At 62.9% G+C, this 20,977-nt stretch carries 16 protein-coding genes, 1 tRNA gene and 2 pseudogenes; 11 read left to right on the top strand and 8 right to left on the bottom strand.

What is annotated here, in order from left to right; all coding sequences use genetic code 11:
• Positions 1-8: 8 nt before the first annotated feature.
• Together AB870_RS27575 and AB870_RS27570 are read right to left on the bottom strand one after the other, a co-directional pair.
• Positions 9-641, bottom strand: a pseudogene (locus tag AB870_RS27575) (ABC transporter permease subunit); the annotation flags it as partial.
• 171 nt (positions 642-812) lie between these two features.
• A pseudogene (locus tag AB870_RS27570) lies at positions 813-1,748 on the bottom strand (ABC transporter permease subunit); the annotation flags it as partial.
• A gap of 477 nt (positions 1,749-2,225) precedes the next feature.
• On the opposite strand from AB870_RS27570, the gene AB870_RS19405 reads away from it, so the two are divergent.
• Positions 2,226-3,794, top strand: a complete 1,569-nt coding sequence (locus tag AB870_RS19405) for a tetratricopeptide repeat protein (RefSeq protein WP_047908453.1) — start codon at positions 2,226-2,228, stop codon at positions 3,792-3,794.
• Between the two features lie 12 nt (positions 3,795-3,806).
• Here AB870_RS19405 and AB870_RS19400 read toward each other — a convergent pair whose 3' ends face one another.
• Together AB870_RS19400 and AB870_RS19395 are read right to left on the bottom strand one after the other, a co-directional pair.
• The gene (locus AB870_RS19400; RefSeq protein WP_047905945.1) at positions 3,807-4,877 is read right to left on the bottom strand and encodes an AI-2E family transporter; all 1,071 of its coding nucleotides are present in this window, start codon (positions 4,875-4,877) and stop codon (positions 3,807-3,809) included.
• Complete coding sequence (locus tag AB870_RS19395; RefSeq protein ID WP_047905944.1) at positions 4,864-5,865, bottom strand: LysR family transcriptional regulator; 1,002 nt, start codon at positions 5,863-5,865, stop codon at positions 4,864-4,866. The genes AB870_RS19400 and AB870_RS19395 overlap by 14 nt, the downstream gene beginning before the upstream one ends.
• Before the next feature lie 183 nt (positions 5,866-6,048).
• Between AB870_RS19395 and AB870_RS19390 the strand changes: the two genes are divergently transcribed.
• Both AB870_RS19390 and AB870_RS19385 read left to right on the top strand, forming a co-directional pair.
• Entirely contained in the window at positions 6,049-6,828 is a 780-nt protein-coding gene (locus tag AB870_RS19390; RefSeq protein ID WP_047905943.1) for a TerC family protein, read from the top strand.
• A 293-nt stretch (positions 6,829-7,121) separates the two neighbouring features.
• Complete coding sequence (locus AB870_RS19385; RefSeq protein WP_047905942.1) at positions 7,122-7,505, top strand: TFIIB-type zinc ribbon-containing protein; 384 nt, start codon at positions 7,122-7,124, stop codon at positions 7,503-7,505.
• A 118-nt stretch (positions 7,506-7,623) separates the two neighbouring features.
• Here the strand turns inward: AB870_RS19385 and AB870_RS19380 are convergent.
• The 4 genes from AB870_RS19380 to AB870_RS19365 all read right to left on the bottom strand — a co-directional run bounded on the left by AB870_RS19380 (position 7,624) and on the right by AB870_RS19365 (position 12,124).
• Positions 7,624-7,700: transfer RNA gene (locus AB870_RS19380), tRNA-Met, on the bottom strand.
• A gap of 184 nt (positions 7,701-7,884) precedes the next feature.
• Positions 7,885-9,543 carry an MFS transporter gene (locus tag AB870_RS19375; protein WP_047905941.1) on the bottom strand — a complete coding sequence of 553 codons (1,659 nt, stop codon included), beginning with the start codon at positions 9,541-9,543 and terminating at the stop codon, positions 7,885-7,887.
• Positions 9,544-9,714: 171 nt separating this feature from the next.
• The gene (locus AB870_RS19370) at positions 9,715-11,301 is read right to left on the bottom strand and encodes a sensor histidine kinase (protein ID WP_047905940.1); all 1,587 of its coding nucleotides are present in this window, start codon (positions 11,299-11,301) and stop codon (positions 9,715-9,717) included.
• 133 nt (positions 11,302-11,434) lie between these two features.
• On the bottom strand, positions 11,435-12,124 hold the full coding sequence (locus AB870_RS19365) for a response regulator transcription factor (protein WP_047905939.1): 690 nt from the start codon (positions 12,122-12,124) through the stop codon (positions 11,435-11,437).
• 202 nt (positions 12,125-12,326) lie between these two features.
• Here AB870_RS19365 and recA point away from each other — a divergent pair, with 202 nt between their 5' ends.
• From recA to AB870_RS19325, 8 genes are all read left to right on the top strand, one after another.
• Positions 12,327-13,391: a recombinase RecA gene (recA, locus tag AB870_RS19360; RefSeq protein ID WP_047905938.1), complete on the top strand. Its 1,065-nt coding sequence runs from the start codon at positions 12,327-12,329 to the stop codon at positions 13,389-13,391.
• A 158-nt stretch (positions 13,392-13,549) separates the two neighbouring features.
• On the top strand, positions 13,550-14,095 hold the full coding sequence (recX, locus tag AB870_RS19355; RefSeq protein WP_047908452.1) for a recombination regulator RecX: 546 nt from the start codon (positions 13,550-13,552) through the stop codon (positions 14,093-14,095).
• Between the two features lie 310 nt (positions 14,096-14,405).
• Positions 14,406-15,092: a DUF2889 domain-containing protein gene (locus AB870_RS19350; RefSeq protein ID WP_047905937.1), complete on the top strand. Its 687-nt coding sequence runs from the start codon at positions 14,406-14,408 to the stop codon at positions 15,090-15,092.
• Positions 15,089-16,255, top strand: coding sequence for an ADP-forming succinate--CoA ligase subunit beta (gene sucC, locus AB870_RS19345; RefSeq protein ID WP_047905936.1), 1,167 nt, complete (start codon positions 15,089-15,091; stop codon positions 16,253-16,255). Before AB870_RS19350 ends, sucC begins: the two co-directional genes overlap by 4 nt.
• An 85-nt stretch (positions 16,256-16,340) precedes the next feature.
• A complete protein-coding gene (sucD, locus tag AB870_RS19340) occupies positions 16,341-17,222 on the top strand; it encodes a succinate--CoA ligase subunit alpha (RefSeq protein ID WP_047905935.1) in 882 nt (293 codons plus the stop codon).
• A gap of 203 nt (positions 17,223-17,425) precedes the next feature.
• Positions 17,426-18,154, top strand: a complete 729-nt coding sequence (locus AB870_RS19335) for a TerC family protein (RefSeq protein ID WP_047905934.1) — start codon at positions 17,426-17,428, stop codon at positions 18,152-18,154.
• A gap of 303 nt (positions 18,155-18,457) precedes the next feature.
• Positions 18,458-18,979: a pilin gene (locus AB870_RS19330; protein ID WP_047905933.1), complete on the top strand. Its 522-nt coding sequence runs from the start codon at positions 18,458-18,460 to the stop codon at positions 18,977-18,979.
• A gap of 193 nt (positions 18,980-19,172) precedes the next feature.
• Positions 19,173-20,969 (top strand): O-antigen ligase family protein, encoded by a 1,797-nt coding sequence (locus AB870_RS19325; RefSeq protein ID WP_157112388.1) that lies wholly within the window; start codon positions 19,173-19,175, stop codon positions 20,967-20,969.
• Positions 20,970-20,977 lie beyond the last annotated feature (8 nt).

Here is a 20,977-nt window from a genome sequence, read left to right as displayed (position 1 = left end):
CGGTCCCTTCAATTCAGACGAAGCTTGTTTTCGGCGATGGCGTACATGGGGCGCCACAGCAAACGGTTGAACAGCACGACGAACAGCGCCATCACCGCGATGCCGAGCAGAATGCGCGGATAGTCGCCGGCGGCCGTCGTTTGCGCGATATAGGCCCCCAGGCCGTGCGCGGCGACCTTGTCGTCGCCCCATTGCACGTATTCCGAGACGATGGAGGCGTTCCACGCACCGCCCGACGCCGTGATCGCGCCCGTTACGTAATAAGGAAAGATGCCCGGCAGCATGACCTGACGCCACCACTGCCAGCCGCGAATGCGGAAGTTGGTCGCCGCTTCCTTGAAGTCGTTCGGGAACGCCGTGGCCCCCGCGATCACGTTGAACAGGATGTACCACTGCGTGCCCAGCACGATCAGCGGCGAGAGCCAGATGTCCGGATTGAGGCGGAAGTGGACGATGACCACCACGAAGATCGGGAACAGCAGGTTCGCCGGGAAGGCGGCGAGAAACTGGGCAAGCGGCTGGATGCGCTCGGCCAGCTTCGGGCGAAGCCCGATCAGCACACCCAACGGCACCCAGATCGCCGACGCAATGGCGATGAGCACGACCACTCGCACCAGCGTGACAAGGCCAAGGCCGAACACACGCAGAATCTCCGTCCCGCCGACTTCGGCCAGCACGAAGGTGCAGATCTTCCACGCGGTCGCCACGCCCAGCACGACGAGCAGCGCGGCCCACAGCCAGTCGATGACACGCGACAAAGGCGTATTCGCTTCGGAGTGAATCGCCGCAGGCAGCGAGATCGGCATCCGCATGCGGGCAATCGTGCGCAGCAGCTTGCCCAGCGGGCGCAGCAGCAACTGAATCGCGCGCGTGCGCTGAATCACGTTGAGCACCCAGGACTCGGGCGCGGCCTGTGAGACGGTGTCTTCCAGACGGAATTTGTCCGCCCACGCGACCATGGGGCGGAACAGGAACTGATCGTAAATGACGATCACCACGACCATCGCCAGAATCACCCATCCGACGGCGCCCAGATCGCGCTGAAGGATCGCCGTGGCGAGATACGCGCCGATACCCGGCAATGTGACGGTCTTGTCGCCCACGGTGATCGCCTCGGAGGCCACCACGAAGAACCAGCCGCCCGACATGCTCATCATCATGTTCCAGATGAGGCCCGGCATCGAATACGGCACGTCGAGCTTCCAGAAGCGCTGCCACGGCGAGAGGCGCAGGTTGACCGCCACTTCGGACAGATCGCGCGGCTGGGTCCGCATCGACTGGTAGAACGAGAACGTCATGTTCCACGCCTGACTTGTGAAGATCGCGAAGATGGCGGCGCACTCGGCGCCCAGCACGCGTCCCGGGAAAAGCGCGAGAAAGAACGTGACGGTAAACGAGATGTAGCCCAGCACCGGCACCGACTGAAGGATGTCCAGCATCGGCACGAGCAGTTTCTCCGCACGCCGGCTCTTGGCGGCGAGCGTACCGTAGACCAGCGTGAAGACGAGCGACGCCACCATCGCCGCGAGCATTCGCAGCGTGGTGCGCAACGCGTATTCGGGCAGGTTGGCCGGATCCAGCGAGATGACTTCGGTATGCAGGTCGCCCAGCGGCGCCCACGTCTGACGAATGCCCGACGAACTGACCATCAGAAAACCGATGATGATCGGGAACGCAATGAAGTCCCAGCGGTTGGGCAGCAGGCGTCGCGCGGTGGCGGGGATGAACGGACGGGCTACGCGCGTCATCAGGACCTCGTCTGGATGAGGGTTCGGACGGACAACAGGACTGAAGCGTCGAAGTGCGGCACGGCAACGGCATGGCGCGCGCGCAATGACGGCAGCGGATGCTACCAGATTGCCCCGCAAAAAGATGTTAAAGCGCGTGCCATACGTTGGCAAACGGGGTCGCTCATGCGTGACTGTGGTATTTATGCTGCACTGCGGGAGAAGGCGGTTTCATTGAGTGATACCACTGACGGGATGTCCGTTTGCGCTTCCGAAAAACGCGCATCGAGGCCGGTGCAAGCCGATACTGTGAATGTGTGAACTTTATTGGCGTTGCGCGGACCAATTCCCGCGGCTTGCTTCGCGCCGTGCGGTCGTGTAGTGTGCACCGCTCGCTCGGGCTACGGCGCCTGTCCCCGGGGGCGTGCTTGCTTCCGGTAAATATGCGGCTTGCCGGCCCGTCCCCCTCCAATTCCAAGACAAGCAAGGATGCGCCGCATGACGACGCCATTAGACGCGCGTTGCGAGCGTGCACGACAACTGAGTGCCGCCGGCCGGCTCGACGAGGCGATCGCCGAGTTACGACAAGTTCTGAAACAGTCTCCCGAATTTCTCCCCGCGCTCGAAGGGCTCGCCTACGTCTCGTTGCGCATGAGCGCGTTCGAGGCCGCAGCCGATGCGTTCGATCGTCTGCTCGCGCTCGTGCCGCGCCCCGGCGCGCAGCCTACTTTCGATGCCGCAATGGCCAGCTTGCAGGCCGGCCGTCCGATGCGTGCCGAGGCGTTGTTCGAAGCGACCGTGCAGCAATCGCCGGACGTCATCGGCACGTTGCACACCATCGGCCTGACGTGGGCGCAGGCGGGCGACAATGCCCGCGCACTTGCCTGGTTCGAGCGCACGGCCGCCAGGGCGCCCGCGCTGTGGCAGGCCCATTTCAACAAAGGACGCGCGCTCGGTGCGCTGGGTCGATTCGACGAGGAGATCGCCGCCTACCGGCTCGCCAATGCGATTGCGCCTCAACAGCCCGACCCCCTCGTCAATCTTGGCGTGGCGCTGCGCGAACGGCACGCGTTCGCCGATTCCCTGAAATGCCTGCACGAAGCCGTGAGGCTCGCGCCGGATCACGCCGGGGCGCGGACCAATCGCGCGCAGACCCACCTGCTGATGGGCGACTTCGAGCACGGCTGGCACGACTACGAGTGGCGCTGGCAGGACGGTATGCAGACGCGCCGGTTCGACGATCGACTATGGGACGGCAAGGCCCCGCTTGCGGGCAAGACGGTGTTCGTCTACAGCGAACAGGGCTTCGGCGACACCTTGCAGTTCGTGCGTTTCGTGCCTCGTCTGGTGGCGTTGGGCGCGACGGTGGTGCTCTCGGTGCAGGCGCCGCTCGTGACATTGCTGGGTGGTTTCGCACGGGGGGTGACGGTGCTGGGCGAGCATATGCCGGTGCCGTCGTTCGACTGGCAGATGCCGCTGCTCAGCCTGCCGCATCTGCTCAAGGTGGGCGGCAATGTGGCCACGAGCGCCGCGTATCTGCGCGCCAGCGCGGGACGCGAAACGATCTGGCGCTCGATGCTCGGGGCGAAGCCCGAGGGGGCGATGCGCGTTGGCTTCGTCTGGCGCACGCGTCCGTACCCGCCGAATCGCGATATCGCGTTGACGCACTGGGCGCCGTTGTTCGCGACGAACGCACAGTTCTATTCGTTGCAGGTCGACGCGACGGACGACGAGCATGCCGCGCTGGCGAATTATCGAAAGGTGCACGGCAACGTGCACGACATTGGCGCGAAACTCAGCGATTTTGCCGAGACTGCCGCCGTCATTGCGCAAATGGACCTCGTGATCGCCGCCGACACCGCCGTTGTCCATTTGGCGGGCGCACTGGGCAAACCGGTCTGGGTGCTGTTGAGCTACACGCCGGACTGGCGCTGGCAGATGATGCGACGCGATAGCGACTGGTACCCTTCGGCGTCGCTGTATCGTCAGCCGGCGCGAGGCGATTGGGATGCCGTGATGGCACAGGTGAGCGACGACGTTGCGGCGATGTCGTGCAGTTTCGCTTGACGACAGGCGGCGTCAGCCCGCATCGGCGGCATCGTCGTCGTCGCGCAGGCGTGTGTAGATGTTCCAGCTCGCGATGAAGAGGGCGGCGATGAGCGGGCCGATGACGAAGCCCGTCAGTCCGAAGAGCGACATGCCGCCGAGGGTGGAGATCAGCACCACCCAGTCGGGCAGCTTGGTGTCCTTGCCTACGAGAATCGGACGCAGCACGTTGTCCACCAGACTGACGATGGTGCCGCAGAATGCGAACAGTATTACCGCCTTCCAGACGTGCCCGGCGAGCAGCAGCCATATCCCTACGGGCACCCACACCACGGCCGCGCCGACGGCGGGCAACAGCGACAAAAACGCCATCACCACGGCCGCGAGCACGTATCCCTGAATACCGAGCACGGCGAAGATGAAGCCGCCGAGCGCCCCTTGCGCAACGGCAACGGCGATGTTGCCTTTGACCGTCGCGCGTACGACCGTGGTGAACTGCCGGATCAGTTGACTCTTGTGGCGCTCGTCGAGCGGCAGCGCGCGGCGCACCATCGCGCCGAGCACCGTGCCGTCGCGCAGCAGGAAGAACAGCAGGTACAGCATCACACCGAAGCTCACCAGCAGTTGCGCCGTGTTCTGGCCGATGCTCACGAGGTAGACGGCCACGAGGCGTCCGATCTGCGCGGCACCGTCTCCCAGCCGCTGCTGTATGGCGTTGACGTCCTGCACGCCTGCGAGATCCATGATGCGGTGAACGCTGGCGGGCAGACGGTCGAGCAATTGCTGGAAGGCGACGGTCAGTTGCGGCAGATCGGTGCGAAAGCGCACGAGCGCCGTGCTGACTTCCTGCGTGAGCATGCCCACGACGAGCGTGAGCGGCAGGATCACGATCACCAGAATGACGGCGAGCGTGGTAAGCGCGGCGAGGTTCGGGCGGCCGCGCATGCGCGCGAGCATGCGGCGCTGCACCGGCTGGAACAGCACGGCAAGGATCGTCCCCCAGAATACGGCGCCGAACAGCGGGAACAGAATCCACCCGAACACGACTGTCACGATGAACAGCATGAGGTGGAAGAACTTGCGCTGGTCGCTACGACTCGACATGGGGTTTCCTCACAGGTGACGACGGGCGGGAGGGCGCGTCAGTCGTTCTTATAGCAGATGCCGATGGCGCATCGTCCGGCGCGACCGCTGCGGACGTTGCGGACGTCGCCGCCATCGTATTCGCGAGAATGCGGGTGACGAGCGGATGTCCTTCGCCGCGTCGCGAGCGAATGGCGTGGATGTCTTCGTGCACGCCCTGCGGCCGGCCCAGCCAGCGCAGTCCCCGTAACAGGGAGACATCGCCCGCGCCCGCCTCGCTCAGGGCGAACACCCCCATGCCGCGCGTGGCGAACACGGCCATCAATGCGCTGTCTTCGAACTCGCCGACAATGTTCGGGCGCAGGCCCTGCGACTCGAACCACTGATCGAGCCGGGATCGCAGCACGGAGTGACCGGTCGGCAATAATACGGGGAGTTCCGTCAGACACTGCGGGAAGGTGTCGCGCGAGACATTGCGCACGAGCGAGGCGGGGCCATACCAGTCGATCGGCGACGCCACCAGTCGTTCGCTGGTCAGACGTAAGGTCGGGTTGTAAGGCGCGGGCTGGCTCGCGAGTACGAGGTCGAGCTTATGCAGCGCAAGTTCGGCGAGGAGTTGTTCGTGTTCCCCTTCGTGGCAGACGAGCCGCAGCGAGGGTGTGTCCAGCACAGGTGCGAGAATGGCGTGGGCGGCGAGTTTGGAGATACCGTCGGCGAGTCCCACGGCCAGCCGGGCGACCCGGCCGCTCGCCGCTTCGCGGACTTCGTCGGGAATGGCCTGGCCGAGGCGGAAGATTTCCTCCGCACGGCGAAAGGCCGCCTGACCTGGCTCCGTCATGGCGACACCACGTCCGGCCGGCTTGAGCAGTTGGTGGCCCAGCGACTTTTCCAGTTCGCGAACCTGCGCGCTGATCGTCTGCACGGCCATGTCGAGGCGCTGCGCGGCGCGCGCGAAGCCGCCTTCCTTGACGACCACCCAGAAGTAGTAAAGATGGCGGTAATTCAACATGGATGGAATGTTTCGGAAAAACCGAACTAAAGCGAAGTATATAGCTGGTTTTTGCGAAGCGGGAGTTCGACGATGATGCTGTCCTGAGCCCGGACACTACGTTGTGTGCGGGATATGAAGGGAAGATCCGCTGCCGGCCGGTGGCGGACATACCGATAACCATACGGAAACTCTGGCGCACATATGGACTATTTACTTGCTTTGGCGGTCGACCCGGCGGTATGGGCGGCGCTCGTCACGCTGGTGGTCATGGAGGTCGTGCTCGGCATCGACAACCTGATCTTCATTTCGATCCTGACGAACAAGCTGCCGTTATCGATGCGTGCGCGCACGCAGCGCATGGGTATCGCGCTGGCACTTGTCATGCGTCTGGCATTACTGGGCACAGTGGCCTGGATTGCCAAGCTGACCACGCCGCTCTTCGAGTTGTTCGATCACGGCTTTTCGTGGCGCGATCTGATCCTTATTGCCGGGGGGCTGTTCCTCGTGTGGAAGGCGACAAAGGAGATGCATCACCATGTCGCGATCGGTCCGGACGACGAGGCGCATGGCGATGGTGCGTCGGGGGCGGGCACCGTGGCGACGATCACGGCGCGCGCGGCCGTCATGCAGATTCTGGTGCTGGATCTGGTGTTCTCGATCGACAGTATCGTGACGGCGGTGGGCATGACCGAGCACATCCCCATCATGTTCGTTGCCGTCATTGCGGCGGTGACCGCGATGTTGTTCATGGCGGGGCCGCTCTCGCGCTTCATTGCGGCGAATCCGACGGTGGTCATGCTGGCGCTGGGTTTCCTGCTGGTCATCGGGATGACGCTGATCGCGGAGGGCTTTGGGTCCCATATCCCGAAGGGTTACATCTACGCTGCCATGGCGTTCTCGGCGTTCGTCGAGGGGCTGAACATGATGACGCGCCGGGCCAGGGCCCGGCGCGAGGCGGAGAAGACGCGCGTGCTGCATTAAACGAAGTTGTTGTCGCGCAATGAAAAAAGCGGGGCCGGTGAGAATCGGCACCGCTTTTTTCATCGGCGGATGTCGGGGACGACCATCATTTCGCTTGCCGTGCTCGCAATTCGCCGCGGACGGAGGAACAACGGGCGGTCGACCGCGCAGGCGGCGCAGCAATGCCGTGATGGTCGGTCAATCTACGGAAACTTCGGTTTTGCCGAAGTCGGATGTCTACAAATACAGGTTTTTTCGTCATATCGTCCCCGATACATTGAGGGCGTTGTCTTTTACGTGACGGAGCGAAAACGATGAAATGTCCTGTATGCGGTACCCCGGATTTGTTGATGGCCGAGCGGCAGGGAGTGGAGATCGATTACTGTCCGAACTGCCGTGGCGTGTGGTTGGATCGCGGCGAGCTGGACAAGTTGATCGAGCGCACGGACGGTATGCAAGGCGTGTCGGCACCGCCGCCGGTGGTGCAGCGCGGGTTCGGCCGGGAAGGTCACGACGGTCGCGCGGCGCGTGAATCGCGCGAATATGACAACGAATATGGCGGCGAATATCACGGCGGGTACGACAAACGCGACCGGGACTATCGCAAAGGGCATCGCCACGGCCACGACGGCCATCGACGCGACGACGACCGTCCGCGCAAGAAGAAGTCGCTGTTCGAGATATTCGACTTCGATTGATCGCTGCACGAGCCATGCGTCGCGAGCGGCAACGCCGGAATCGATAAGCCGATCAGGCATGGAAAGATCGGCCATAGAAAAAGCCGCTGAACCTTTCGGAGCAGCGGCTTTTCGCATTTGGTGGCGAATCAGGGACTCGAACCCCGGACCTGCGGATTATGATTCCGTCGCTCTAACCGACTGAGCTAATTCGCCGTAGAAGAAAGATTATAGGTAGCCCTCTATAGGCTGTCAACAGGTATTTTGCGAAAACTATGAAAATGTCGCCAGGACCGCCGGCCACGCGCGATGGCCTGGCCGACGCAATGGGCTCGGCGCAAACAAAAACGCCGGAGCCCGCAGGCCCCGGCGTCTCACATCGCTAACGAGCTATCCGGCGTCAGTCGTTGGCGTAGATGTCGACGTCCTTCGTTTCCTTGATGAAGAGCATACCGACCACGAAGGTAATCAGCGCGATCACGATCGGGTACCAGAGGCCGGAGTAGATGTCGCCCTTGGCAGCCACGATGGCGAAGGCGGTGGCCGGCAGGAAGCCGCCGAACCAGCCGTTACCGATGTGATACGGCAGCGACATCGAGGTGTAGCGAATGCGGGTCGGGAACAGTTCCACCAGCATCGCCGCAATCGGCCCGTACACCATCGTCACGAAGATCACGAGAATCGCCAGCAGGATCACGACCATCGGCTTGTTCATCTGCGCCGGGTCGGCCTTCGCCGGATATCCGTCCGCCTTGAGCGTGGCCGACATGTCCGTCTCGAATGCCTTGGTCTTCTCCTTGGCGTCCGCCGCCTTGCCGTCGACCGACTGGATCAGCTTGTCGCCGATCTTCACCGACGTCATCGTGCCCGCCGGTGCCGCTTCGTTCTGATAATTCAGACCGGCACGCGACAGATAGCTCTTTGCGATGTCGCACGAACTGGTGAACTTCGAAGTGCCCACCGGGTTGAACTGGAACGAGCACTCGTTCGGATCGGCGATGACCGTGATCGGCGACCGTGCCGATGCCGCTTCGAGGGCCGGGTTGGCGTAGTGCGTAAGCGCCTTGAAGATCGGGAAGTACAGCAGTGCGGCCAGCAGGCAGCCCGCCATGATGATGGGCTTGCGGCCGATCTTGTCCGACAGCGCGCCGAAGAACACGAAGAATGGGCTACCGATCAGCAGACCCAGCGCGACCATGATGTTCGCGGTGTTGCCGTCGACCTTGAGCACCTGCGTCATGAAGAACAGCGAATAGAACTGGCCCGTGTACCACACGACGGCCTGACCGGCCGTGAGACCGACCAGCGCCAGAATCACGATCTTCAGGTTCTTCCACTGACCGAACGATTCCTTGAGCGGCGCCTTCGATGCCTTGCCTTCCGCCTTCATGCGCTGGAACGCCGGCGATTCGCTCAGTTGCAGACGAATCCACAGCGAGATGAGCAGCAGCACGATCGACAGAATGAACGGGATACGCCAGCCCCAGTCGCCGAACGCCTCTTCGCCCATCACCATGCGGGTGCCGAGAATCACCAGCAGCGAGAGGAAGAGACCCAGCGTTGCGGTCGTCTGAATCCACGAAGTGTAGAAACCGCGACGGCCGTGCGGCGCATGCTCGGCAACGTACGTGGCAGCACCGCCGTATTCGCCGCCCAGGGCCAGACCCTGCAACAGACGCATGGCGATGAAGATCACCGGTGCGGCAATACCCCAGGACGCATAGCTCGGCAACAGACCGACGACCAGCGTCGACAGACCCATCAGCGTGATGGTCACGAGGAACGTGTACTTGCGTCCCACGAGGTCACCGATGCGGCCGAACACGATAGCGCCGAACGGACGCACCGCGAAACCGGCGGCAAACGACAACAGCGTGAAAATGAAGGCCGCCGTCGGATTGATCCCCGAGAAGAAATGACGGCTGATGAAGGCGGCCAACGAACCGGCCAGGTAAAAGTCGTACCACTCGAACACCGTGCCCAGCGACGACGCGAAGATCACCTTGCGTTCTTCTTTGGTCATCGGCGCATGGGTGGTGGCTGCCGTTGTAGTAGCCATGCGGTTGTCTCCTGTAATGTGAGCACGCCCCTGGGACGCACCCGGGCCGTTGCAACTGATTATTGGAGGGCAACCTTACCGCCGTCTGACGCCAAACTGACTCGAACCTTACGTCGCTAGGGATTTACCCTCGACTTTGGTCGAAAAATGGCCGCATTTCGCGTGATTCCGTCACGCATGAGGGTTTTCGATAGGCACCTCGGCGAGCGGTAACGTCACACGAATGAGGGTGCCGGTTGCTTCGGGGTGCTGCGCGTCGACGTGATCGAGCACGCTGACATCGCCGCGATGAATCTGCACGATCTCGCGCACGATGGCCAGACCCAGCCCGCTGCCGTCGCTGTCGCTGCCGAGAATGCGATAGAAGCGCTCGAACACGCGTGGTCGTTCCGGGACAGGAATGCCGGGACCGGTGTCCTCCACTTCGAGATGGACGAAACCGTCGGAGGCCTCATGGCGCAAGCGCACGGTCACCTTGCCGCCAGCGGGCGTGTAACGGATCGCGTTGTCGATGAGGTTGTTGAGCAACTCGCGCAGCATTACCGGCTGACCGGACAGGTGCACCGGGAACGGCGGCTCTTCGAAGCCGAGATCGATCCGCTTCGCGAACGCGGCCTGAAACCAGTCCTGCATGGCGCTGCGGGCCAGCAGGCTGAGATTCAGAGGGGTGAACGCGGCAGCGTCGTTCGCGCTGTTTTCCGCACGCGCCAGTGCGAGCAACTGATTGACCAGACGGGCGGCCTGTTCGGAACTGACGGCGATCTGCGAGAGCGAGCGGCGCAATTCGTCGGGCGAGGTCTGACGCAGTGCGAGTTCGGCCTGCATGCGCAACCCGGCAAGCGGCGTCTTCAGTTGATGTGCGGCGTCGGCGATGAAGCGCTGCTGGAGTTTCATGTTCTGTTCGAGACGTCCGAGCAGATCGTTCAACGAATTGACGAGCGGTGCGATTTCCGGCGGCGCCTGACGCGCTTCGAGCGGCGACAGATCGTCCGGGCGACGGGCGCGGATGTGTTCCTGCAACGCATGCAGCGGGGCAAGGCCGCGTGACAGGCCGAACCACACGAGCACGATGGCCAGTGGCAAGATCACGAACTGCGGCAGGATCACGCCCTTGATGATCTCGTTCGCCAACTGGCTGCGCTTGTCGAGCGTCTCCGCAACCTGCACGAGCGCCATGCTGCCCGGCGGTTCCATGCGCGGCAGATCGACATAAGTGAACGCCACGCGAATGTCGTTGCCGCCCACTGTCTCGTCCCGGAACTGGACGACGCCCGGTTGCGGCCGGTCGTCTTCATGAGGCAACGGCAGTTCGGCCGTGCCGCCCACGAGTTCTCCCTTCGCGCCAAGCACCTGAAAGTAGACGTTGTCGGTGGCATCGGCGCGCAGCAGGTCGCGCGCGGGCATCGGCAGTGTGAGGGTGACCTGTCCGCGATCCGAGTGAACTTGCTGGGCGAGGACGTAAGTATTCGTTTCCAGCGCCCGGTCGAACGGCCCGTTGGCGATCGACTTTGCGACGAGATACGTCACGGCAATGCTCATTGGCCAAAGCAGCAGCAACGGCGCGAGCATCCAGTCGAGAATCTCGCCGAACAGCGAGCGTGGCGGAGGCTCCGCTTCGCGCTCCAGCGGCGCGCCGAAGCCGGGGCGTACGAAGGGATCGGCGTAGGGGTCGAGCGGATCGGCGGCGTCTGCGGCAGGGGCAGAGGCGTGCGGGTCCGCAGGCGTGGTGCGATGGGGATGACGAAAGCTCAGACGCATCGGATGTGAGGTCTAAAGAAACTGAGGCGACTGAGGTGGCGGGGCACGCCGGGCGCCGGCCGACGTCGCAACAGGCGGCCGAAGGGCGCGGTTCGTCGCGGTGATGTGGAACGCCCCGTCTGCGCCTGCACGATCAGGCGGCGTTGGCGGGCGCCGCTGCGGGCTTCTCCAGACAATACCCCAGGCCGCGGATCGTAGCGATGCGTACGCCGCTCGGCTCGATCTTCTTGCGAAGCCGGTGCATGTAGACCTCGATGGCGTTGTTGCTCACCTCCTCGCCCCAACCGCACAAATGATCGACCAATTGCTCCTTCGAGACGAGTCTGCCGGTACGCAGCAGCAGGACTTCGAGCAATTCGAGTTCGCGCGCGGACAGGTCGAGCATCTGCTCATGGATGTAAGCGGTGCGTCCGACCTGATCGAAACTCAGCGGACCGTGGCGGATGACTGTCGAGCCGCCGCCCGCGCCGCGCCGGGTCAGCGCCCGTACACGCGCTTCGAGCTCGGCAAGCGCGAAGGGCTTGGCCATATAGTCGTCAGCACCGAGATCGAGACCCTTTACGCGGGCGTCGACGCTGTCGGATGCCGTCAGGATCAGTACGGGCAAATGGGAATTGCGGGCGCGCAGCCGGCGCAGCACTTCGTGACCGGGCAGGCGAGGCAGACCAAGGTCGAGAATCAGCAGGTCGAACGTCTGGGCGGAGAGAGCGGAGTCCGCTTCGAGCCCCGTCTTCACGTGATCGACGGCGTAGCCCCCCTGACGCAGCGAGCGGGTCAGGGCGTCGGCCAGAATGCTGTCATCCTCTGCGATGAGAATTCGCATGGGCGTGATAGGCTTGTGTAGGCACCGGCGCCTGACGGCAACGGTGTGTCTCCTGTGATGTTGCGGCGCGTGGTTCGCGGCTTTTTTTGTCGTTTCGGCGCTTTCGGACAACAGGCACTTGCAAAGAGCACTGGTTTTTTATACAGTACCGGCAGTCACGCCTCACTCGAGCCGTCTCGCTCATCATATCAAAGGACGATTCATGGAAGAAAGCAAGAAAGGGTCTGCCAATCTGTCGGCCGAGAAAGGCAAGGCGCTCGCCGCCGCCCTCGCGCAGATCGAGAAGCAATTCGGCAAGGGCTCGATCATGCGTCTGGGCGACGGCGAGGTCGAAGCGGACATCCAGGTCGTCTCCACGGGCTCTCTGGGTCTGGACATCGCGCTTGGCGTCGGTGGTCTGCCGCGCGGTCGTGTGATCGAGATCTACGGTCCGGAATCGTCGGGTAAGACCACGCTCACGCTGCAAGTCGTGGCGGAAATGCAGAAGATCGGCGGTACCTGCGCGTTCATCGACGCGGAGCACGCCCTCGACGTTGGCTACGCCAGCAAGCTCGGCGTTTCGGTGCCGGACCTGCTGATCTCGCAGCCGGACACGGGCGAGCAGGCCCTGGAAATTGCCGACGCACTGGTGCGCTCGGGGTCGATCGACCTCATCATCATCGACTCGGTTGCGGCGCTGGTGCCGAAGGCCGAAATCGAAGGCGAAATGGGCGACTCGCTGCCGGGGCTGCAAGCGCGTCTGATGTCTCAGGCACTGCGCAAGCTGACGGGCACGATCAAACGTACGAACTGCACGGTGATCTTCATCAACCAGATCCGTATGAAGATCGGCGTGATGTTCGGCAACCCGGAGACGACGACCGGCGGTAACGCGCTGAAGTTCTACTCATCGGTGCGTCTGGACATCCGTCGTATCGGTTCGATCAAGAAGGGCGACGAGGTGGTCGGTAACGAAACCCGCGTCAAGGTTGTGAAGAACAAGGTGTCGCCGCCGTTCCGCGAAGCGATTTTCGATATCCTTTACGGTCAGGGGATTTCGCGCGAAGGCGAAATCATCGATCTGGGCGTCAATGCGAAGATCGTTGAGAAGGCTGGCGCCTGGTACAGCTACAACGGCGAGAAGATCGGCCAGGGTAAGGACAACGCGCGCGAGTTCCTGCGCGAAAATCCGGACATCGCCCACGAAATCGAGAACAAGGTGCGTGCATCGCTGGGGGTGACGGCGATCAACGAAACCGGTGAGATCGAAGAAGACGACGAGGCTTAATCGCCCGAGTTGTCGAAACGGCAGCGCGAAGCTTTACGGCCTCGCGCTGCCGTTTTTGCTTTGTTACCTGGTTTCTCAATTGGCTACGTCGTGGCCTCAGCGCCAGCGTTTGTTTATCTCGCTCTGTGAATGGCCGCCGATGGCGCTACGATGAACTCATGATCAGTCGTCGTCCTCCCCGCGACCCGAATGCGCCGCCGCCCCCGCCGGGGGACGAGGCCGTTGCGGTCAAAAAATCTCGCAAGCCCGCGCCGAGTCTGAAAGGCCGTGCGTTGTCCTATCTCGCGCGTCGCGAGTACAGTCGCGCGGAACTGCGTCGCAAGCTTACGCCGTACGTGGATGCCGGGGACCCCGAAGCACTGGATCGCGTGCTCGATACCCTTGAACAGGAACGCTGGCTGTCGAACTCGCGGTTCGCGGACAGTGTGGTGAACCGTCGCGCGTCGCGCATGGGCACAACACGCATTGTCGGCGAGCTCAAACAACATCAGGTCGACGCGGAGACCGTCGCCGCGATTTCGGAGCAACTGCGCGAGACCGAACTGGCGCGCGCCCGTGCCGTCTGGCAGAAGAAGTTCGGCGAAGTCGCCACGACCCCGGAAGCGCGTGCCAAACAGATGCGCTTTCTGGCGGCTCGTGGCTTCTCGCGTACCGTTATCAGCAAAATCGTGCGGGGCGCCGACGAATTTTCGGACGATTGCTGACGTACGCCCCTGCAAATTCGTCATGGACGGGCGTCCATTTATCCACGAGCCGCTAACGGCACGCCTTGTCGTGTAACCTGCACCGATGCTGGCGTGACACAGCGATGGAACTCACGTGACGCGTCACGCCTCGCTTATCGCCTTTTGGCGTCGCACCATGCACGCCGGCGGTGGCGGGATTTTGATAACCCGACCGGTGGGTCGGGTTATTGCGCCTTATGCAGCGGGCTTCTGCTGCGCTGCGGCAGACGGCGCTGTCGCCTATGCTAGAATCAAGGTCTTTCTGCGTTCATGCATTGCACACTTCCGCATGCCGCTCTCCGCGCCTGCCTCTCGTACCTTGCGTCACCGTCGCACGATCGCTGTTGAAGCGTATTCGCGCGAGGATGGCCTATGGGACATCGAAGCCCGTCTCACCGATCACAAGGATCGGGATTTTGCATTGGCGACCGGCCTTCGCAAGGAAGGCACGCCGATTCATGAGCTATGGCTGCGATTGACGATCGACGAAGCGTTCGAGGTGCATGACGCCGAAGCCGTTTCCGATTGGGTGCCTTATCCCGGTATTTGCGATCAGATTGGACCAGAATATCGTCAGTTGATCGGACTTAACCTGCGGCGGGGCTTCCGGCGCGGGGTTCGCGAGCGACTTGGCGGTGCCGCGGGTTGTACCCATCTGACCGAACTTTGCAGTGTCCTGCCTACCGCAGCGATTCAGGCCTTCGCCGGCGTGGTGATCGATACGCCCGATACCGCGCTCAAGGCCGCCAACGATGCCGAAGATTCGGCACCTCCTTTCCAACTCGGACATTGTCACGCCCTGCGGTTTGATGGCGAGGCGGTGCGCCGGTTTTACCCGCGCTGGTTCAACGGCCGCGCAAACGATCGAGCGAACGAGCCCACGACGCCCGTCACATCAGAAGCGGTGCGCGATGAGGCCTCGACTCGCAAGCTCGAACCCAAACTTCCAACTCAGCAAGAAGGGAATCACGCATGAAGATTCATGAGTATCAAGGCAAGGAAATCCTCCGGAAATTCGGAGTCGCGGTGCCCCGCGGCATTCCGGCGTTTTCCGTGGACGAGGCCGTGAAGGCAGCCGAAGAACTCGGCGGTCCGGTTTGGGTGGTCAAGGCCCAGATTCACGCAGGCGGTCGCGGCAAGGGCGGCGGCGTGAAGGTTGCCAAGTCGATCGAGCAAGTGCGCGAATACGCCGGCCAGATCCTCGGCATGCAACTGGTCACGCACCAGACGGGCCCGGAAGGTCAGAAGGTCAATCGCCTGCTGATCGAAGAAGGCGCCGACATCCACAACGAACTGTACGTCAGCCTGGTGGTTGACCGCGTCACGCAGAAGATCGTGCTGATGGGTTCGAGCGAAGGCGGCATGGACATCGAAGAAGTCGCCGAAAAGCACCCGGAACTGATCCACCATGTCGTGATCGATCCGTCGGTCGGCCTGACGGACGCGCAAGCCGACGACTTCGCCAAGAAGATCAGCGTGCCGGACGCCTCGGTGCCGCAAGCCCGCACGATCCTCCAGGGTCTGTACAAGGCCTTCTGGGAAACGGACGCTTCGCTGGCCGAAATCAACCCGCTGAATGTCAGCAAGAACGGTACGGTCACGGCCCTGGACGCCAAGTTCAACTTCGACTCGAACGCACTGTTCCGTCATCCGGAAATCGTCGCTTACCGCGATCTGGACGAAGAAGATCCGGCTGAAGTCGAAGCCTCGAAGTTCGATCTCGCGTACATCTCGCTCGACGGCAACATCGGCTGTCTGGTGAACGGTGCCGGTCTGGCCATGGCCACGATGGACACCATCAAGCTGTTCGGCGGCGAGCCGGCCAACTTCCTGGACGTGGGCGGTGGCGCCACGGCGGAAAAGGTGACCGAAGCGTTCAAGATCATGCTGAAGAACCCGAACCTGACGGCCATTCTGGTCAACATCTTCGGCGGCATCATGCGTTGCGACGTGATCGCCGAAGGCGTGATCACCGCATCGAAGGCTGTTTCGCTGAAGGTGCCGCTCGTCGTGCGCATGAAGGGCACGAACGAAGACCTGGGCAAGAAGATGCTCGCCGAGTCCGGCCTGCCGATCATCTCTGCGGACAGCATGGAAGAAGCTGCCCAGAAGGTTGTCGCGGCTGCCGCAGGCAAGTAACCAGAACAGTCGAAGCCGTCGCGGCGTGCCGCTCCCGAAAGGCCGGGCGCACACCGTCAGGCAACAGGACGAAGGAAATCAAGCAATGTCGATTCTGATCAACAAAGACACCAAGGTCATCACCCAGGGTATCACTGGCAAAACCGGCCAGTTCCATACCCGCATGTGCCGCGAATACGCGAACGGCAAGAACGCATTTGTCGCCGGCGTGAACCCGAAGAAAGCTGGCGAAGACTTCGAGGGCATTCCGATTTACGGTTCGGTGAAGGATGCGAAGGAACAAACCGGCGCGACCGTCTCGGTGATCTACGTGCCGCCCGCAGGCGCCGCCGCTGCCATCTGGGAAGCTGTCGAAGCGGACCTGGACCTGGCGATCTGTATCACGGAAGGTATCCCCGTGCGTGACATGATCGAAGTGAAGGACCGTATGCGTCGCGAAGGTCGCAAGACCCTGCTGCTCGGCCCGAACTGCCCGGGCGTCATCACGCCGGACGAACTGAAGATCGGCATCATGCCGGGTCACATCCACAAGAAGGGGCGCATCGGCGTGGTGTCGCGCTCGGGCACCCTGACGTACGAAGCCGTGGGCCAGCTGACCGCTCTGGGTCTGGGCCAGTCGAGCGCCGTCGGTATCGGTGGCGACCCGATCAACGGTCTGAAGCACATCGACGTCATGAAGATGTTCAACGACGATCCGGAAACGGACGCCGTCATCATGATCGGTGAAATCGGTGGTCCGGACGAAGCCGCCGCCGCCGAGTGGATCAAGGGCAACATGAAGAAGCCGGTCGTCGGCTTCATCGCGGGCGTGACAGCGCCTCCGGGCAAGCGCATGGGCCACGCCGGCGCGCTGATCTCGGGCGGTGCCGATACGGCCGAAGCCAAGCTGGCCATCATGGACGCCTGCGGCATCAAGGTGACGCGCAACCCGTCGGAAATGGGCCGTCTGCTCAAGGCAGCCCTGTAATTCCCGCCGGACGGCCTTGTTACGGTCGCCGGAACCGGCGGCCGCGCAACCGGTCATGAAAGAGGGAGCCCGGGACATCGGGCTCCCTCTTTGCTATTGCGTATGCGCAATCCTTCGTTGTCACCGTTGTTGCCGTTGTTACCGTCGTTCCCAGCGTTTCATCCGTTCCAGTCGTTCCCATCGTTGCCGAGGATATTTGCGCCATGCTTGCGTTTTTTGCCGAGCTGAACTGGGCCGCCGTGGCTCAGATCATCATGATCGACATCCTGCTGGGTGGCGACAACGCCGTGGTGATCGCGCTCGCCTGCCGCAATCTGCCGGCCAAGCAACGGTTGCAAGGCATCGTCTGGGGGACGGTCGGGGCCATCGTATTGCGCGTGATCCTGATCGCGTTCGCCGTGACGCTGCTCGCGGTGCCCTATCTCAAGGCGGTCGGCGGGTTGTTGCTGCTCTGGATCGGTACCAAGCTGCTGGTGCCGGACCATGACGCGCACGACAGCGTGAAACCGGCCGACAAGCTCTGGACGGCGATCAAGACCATCATCATTGCCGATCTGGTGATGAGCATCGACAACGTGATTGCGATTGCCGGGGCGGCCGAAGGCGCCGCGGATCACCATCAACTGCCGCTCGTCATCTTCGGTCTGCTCGTGAGCATTCCGCTGATCGTGTGGGGTTCGCAGCTCGTGCTCAAGGCGCTGGACCGCTTCCCGGTCATCGTGATGGCGGGCGCTGCGCTGTTGGGCTGGATCGCCGGCGGTCTGATCGTGACGGACCCGGGCGTTGGCCACCTATTGCATTTACCCGGCGATGCGGCGAAATACACCCATTACGTGGCGGCGGCGACCGGTGCGCTATTCGTTCTTGTCGTGGGTCTGACGCTCAAGCGTCGCAGCGAAGCCCGGCAAACGGGTGCAACCTCTTCGAAATAATCGGGTCCATTGCCGGGACCGGGCGTTGCGCCGGGGTGCCCTTTTGGGGGGGGCGCCGGCGCGTCATGACGTCGCGGGGCGCGTCGTGACACACGCAGCACACGCAGCGCACGCGAGATGCGGCGGGAATCGCGCGCCGTCGGACAGGCGGTTCGACATTGGTTCGGACGATTCCGATGACCCCATGGGGCTGCAGCCGAATTTGATCTGCGGCAGGGCGTTCGCCGTGAGGGCTATGGCATACTCCGCCCACTTCCCCCCGATGTCCCTTTTGTTCTTATTGCTTTTGCAGGGAGTTACACAATGCGTCGTTTCGGCCACCGGACAACCGGTCTCGCCAAGTCCCGGGGTTTCACCCTGATCGAACTGATGATCGTGTTGGCGATCATCGGTGTGCTGGTCACGGCTGGAGTTCCGTATTTGCAGAATTATCTGGTGCGCGCACGTGTCGTCGAAGGCCTGGGCGCAGCGGCCTCGGCCAAGGCGCTCGTGAGCGAGAACGCCATGCACGGCGCGCCGTTCAACAGCGGCTGGCAAGCGCCTAGCGCGACGGACAACGTGAGCGGTGTGAGCATCGACTCCGTGAGCGGCAATGTCACGGTGGCATACACGCAGCGGGCCGGCGACGGCGCGCTCGTGCTGGTGCCCACGAGTACCGGCGCGAGCGGCAAGCCGGAATCGCTGAGCGTCGGCAAGGCGCCGGAAGGTCAGATCGTCTGGACGTGTTATGCGCAGGGCCGCGAGGGCGCGCCGAACGGCGCTACGCTGCCCGGGAAGCTGGCACCGCCGGAGTGCCGCGGCGAGGCGGCGACCAAGGGGGCCTGAGTTCCGTTGACAGCGGACCGGACGCTGGGGGAGTTGCATCACGCGATACGCGATACCCGGGCTGGTCTGGCTGTCATTGCGGATTGGCAGACGGCGTGAATAAGCGCGTCAGGCATGAAATGGCTGCCCCTCGGGCGGCCATTTTTCGTTATGCTTGCGCATCTTCCAACCGGTGCATTGCACGGCGGCGACCTTGTTTCCTCCTTTGCTTCTCTCGATGATCGGGCTCACGGTGGCCTTGATCTGGGCTTCGCCCTACAACCTTGTCAAGCACACCTATCCGATCTCCACGTTTTATTCGGAAGCGCTGACGTTTTCGCTGTTCGCGTTGCTGGGCGTGCTCTCGATGATCGCCGTGTGGCAACGCGATGCGCGGGCGCTGCGCATGCCGCGCGTTACCTGGATGCCACTAGCCTTCGTGGCGGTAGTGCTGATTCAGCGCGCGACGATTCCGACCGAATTGCCGCAGTTGATGATGACGGCGCTGCTCTACGGCGTTGCAATGATCGTCGCGGTCAACGCCGGTTACTGGCTCGCGCAGCTGGGCTGGCGCAGCGTGCTCATGCGCTGGAGCGCCGTGGCGCTGACGCTTGGCGGTCTATACGCTGTCGGCGCGCAGATCGTGCAGGCGTTTCACCTCGAGGCGCAGGTGCCGTGGCTGGTGGCGAAGTACACCGTGAGCGTGGCTCGCCGATTGTTCGGCAACATGTACCAGCCGAATCATCTGGCGACGTATCTGTCGCTCGCGAGCGCCGGTGCGTTCTACCTCTGGTATCGGCGCAAGTTGCCGGCATGGGCGTTGCTCGTCGCGTGTGCCGCGTTCGATATCGGCATCTGCCTGACGGGGTCGCGCACGCCGTGGCTGCAACTGGCATTGCTCTCGACCTTCGGCTTGTGGCTCGTGTGGACCGAGCGAAGCGAGCCGGCGCGCAGTATGCGCCGTTCGATGCGCTGGTTTGTGCCCGTTGCGCTGCTGCCGATGCTCGGCCTGATGACGCTGTTCGTCGGCTGGGCGAATCTGGCGTGGGGGCTGCAACTCGACGGCAGCGCCGTGGCGCGCATGCAGCAGGCCGGGCAGGTGGCGGGCCGCCTGAATCTGTGGGAATACGGGCTGGCGATTTTCCGCGAGCACTGGTTCTTCGGCGCGGGTTGGTCCAACTACATCGATGCGCAGTTTGCGCTGGTCGACAAGCTCGGCCCGGTGGAAATGGCAGATAACGCGCACAACGTGCTGCTCGATTTGCTTGCGAAGACGGGCGTTGTCGGAACACTGGCGGTGTTGGTGCCGCTGGCGTTCTGGTTTGCGCGTGCGATTCGGGGCATCAAGGCGGCGCCGATCGCCATCGCCTTCGTTCTGCTGGGCATGCTCGCAATTCACGCCTTGCTTGAGTATCCGCAGCATTACGCGTTCTTCCTGCTGCCGGCCATGTTCCTGCTCGGTTTTTGCGAGACGAAGCCGATCGAGAGCGTGTCGCCGACGGCGACTGGCGCGGTCAATGGCGTCATCGTGCTGTTCGCGTGCGTGGCGATCCCATGGCTATATCACGACTATCAGCGTGTCGAAGTGGCCTATCGCGCGGGCAAGATCGAGGCGTATCGCACCGATCCGGCATTATTCTTCGCGCCATACGGCGATTACGCGGTCACGGGGGCGCTTTACCTCAATCGCGATCAGCTCGACGAAAAGCTGGCCGCGCATCGCGAGGCGCTGGCGCTGGGTGCCGGGCCGACCATGATCAAGCGCTACATCGTCCTGCTCGCGCTGGCCGGCCGCGACGACGAGGCATTGCAGGATATTCAGCGCCTGAAGAACTACAACATGCGAATCTTCGACGGACAATATGCCGCCCTGGTGCGCATGCTGCGCGCTCAGGGCGACGACCTCAAGCCATTCGTCAAGCGTGTCATCGAGGTGTGGGGGCGTCCCAAGGGAGAGTCGGATGAGGACGCGATGATCGTGCCGCCTGAGGTGGCGCACCGTTTGACTTAAGGTCTGTC

Origin of the sequence: Pandoraea faecigallinarum (assembly GCF_001029105.3) — a bacterium.
Classification (GTDB): Bacteria; Pseudomonadota; Gammaproteobacteria; order Burkholderiales; family Burkholderiaceae; genus Pandoraea; species Pandoraea faecigallinarum.
Note: the sequence above shows the minus strand (reverse complement) of the source record. Positions and strands in the feature narration are given on the sequence as shown.

What these genes read in the sequence shown, in the direction of transcription:
- AB870_RS19405 (WP_047908453.1), top strand. Translation starts at nt 2,226, where the DNA reads ATGACGACGCCATTAGACGCGCGTTGCGAGCGTGCACGACAACTGAGT.
- AB870_RS19400 (WP_047905945.1), bottom strand. Translation starts at nt 4,877, where the DNA reads ATGTCGAGTCGTAGCGACCAGCGCAAGTTCTTCCACCTCATGCTGTTC.
- AB870_RS19395 (WP_047905944.1), bottom strand. Translation starts at nt 5,865, where the DNA reads ATGTTGAATTACCGCCATCTTTACTACTTCTGGGTGGTCGTCAAGGAA.
- AB870_RS19390 (WP_047905943.1), top strand. Translation starts at nt 6,049, where the DNA reads ATGGACTATTTACTTGCTTTGGCGGTCGACCCGGCGGTATGGGCGGCG.
- AB870_RS19385 (WP_047905942.1), top strand. Translation starts at nt 7,122, where the DNA reads ATGAAATGTCCTGTATGCGGTACCCCGGATTTGTTGATGGCCGAGCGG.
- AB870_RS19375 (WP_047905941.1), bottom strand. Translation starts at nt 9,543, where the DNA reads ATGGCTACTACAACGGCAGCCACCACCCATGCGCCGATGACCAAAGAA.
- AB870_RS19370 (WP_047905940.1), bottom strand. Translation starts at nt 11,301, where the DNA reads ATGCGTCTGAGCTTTCGTCATCCCCATCGCACCACGCCTGCGGACCCG.
- AB870_RS19365 (WP_047905939.1), bottom strand. Translation starts at nt 12,124, where the DNA reads ATGCGAATTCTCATCGCAGAGGATGACAGCATTCTGGCCGACGCCCTG.
- recA (WP_047905938.1), top strand. Translation starts at nt 12,327, where the DNA reads ATGGAAGAAAGCAAGAAAGGGTCTGCCAATCTGTCGGCCGAGAAAGGC.
- recX (WP_047908452.1), top strand. Translation starts at nt 13,550, where the DNA reads ATGATCAGTCGTCGTCCTCCCCGCGACCCGAATGCGCCGCCGCCCCCG.
- AB870_RS19350 (WP_047905937.1), top strand. Translation starts at nt 14,406, where the DNA reads ATGCCGCTCTCCGCGCCTGCCTCTCGTACCTTGCGTCACCGTCGCACG.
- sucC (WP_047905936.1), top strand. Translation starts at nt 15,089, where the DNA reads ATGAAGATTCATGAGTATCAAGGCAAGGAAATCCTCCGGAAATTCGGA.
- sucD (WP_047905935.1), top strand. Translation starts at nt 16,341, where the DNA reads ATGTCGATTCTGATCAACAAAGACACCAAGGTCATCACCCAGGGTATC.
- AB870_RS19335 (WP_047905934.1), top strand. Translation starts at nt 17,426, where the DNA reads ATGCTTGCGTTTTTTGCCGAGCTGAACTGGGCCGCCGTGGCTCAGATC.
- AB870_RS19330 (WP_047905933.1), top strand. Translation starts at nt 18,458, where the DNA reads ATGCGTCGTTTCGGCCACCGGACAACCGGTCTCGCCAAGTCCCGGGGT.